Below are 814 nucleotides of genomic sequence, written 5' to 3'. Positions count from 1 at the left end.
AAATATTACCACACAAAAGAGAGGTTTAAGATGAAAAATATAGAACCTTTATACGACAAACAACTTCAATGCCCCATATGTAGTGCAAATTTCACATCAAAAAAAGTTCGAACTAAATTTATTAAAGTAAACACTTACGATACAGACTTTTGCCCCACCTATGAAGAGGGAAGTGTAAACGGTCTACTTTATAATATTTTTGTATGTCCTGATTGTGGTTATTCTTATTCTGAAGATTTCTCCAAGTACTTTCCACCATCTACTAAAGAAGCTATTCAAGAGAAAATACAATCTCATTGGACACCGCATAATTTTAGTCAAGAAAGAACGATCCCTGCCGCTATACAAACTTATAAATTAGCAGCTTATGTAGCATCATTAAAGAAAGAAAAACATATTGTAATCGCTGGATTACATTTACGAACAGCTTGGCTCTATCGAATGATTAATCAACACGAGAAAGAACAACGTTTTATGAAGATGGCAATTGACGAATATTCCAATTCCTATTCAAATGAAGACTATAAGGGCACACAAGTTTCAGATGTACGTATACTCTACTTGCTAGGTGAGTTATCGAGAAGAACAAATCGGTATGATGAGGCAGTAAAGTATTTCTCAATGGTTATCGAAAGAAGAAAAAGAACCGTTGAAACAAAACTAGTTGATATGGCAGTAGAAAGATATCATGAAATGAAAGAATCTAAGAAACAAGATAAAGTGAAACTTTAATCGGTGGGCGTTTTCATCCATCTCCCACCGATTATTAGTTGAACCAATCGGGTTCTAACTGGCGCTTAATCTCCCACTTAAA

At 34.4% G+C, this 814-nt stretch carries 1 protein-coding gene; it reads left to right on the top strand.

Annotated elements, in window-relative coordinates; genetic code table 11:
* Positions 1 to 732: DUF2225 domain-containing protein (locus V7014_RS07740; protein WP_335505850.1), on the top strand; the 732-nt coding region annotated here is incomplete at its 5' end.
* Positions 733 to 814 lie beyond the last annotated feature (82 nt).

The organism is Bacillus sp. JJ722 (assembly GCF_036963345.1).
Lineage (GTDB): Bacteria > Bacillota > Bacilli > Bacillales > DSM-1321 > Bacillus_AD.
This window is presented reverse-complemented; position numbering and strand designations above follow the sequence as displayed.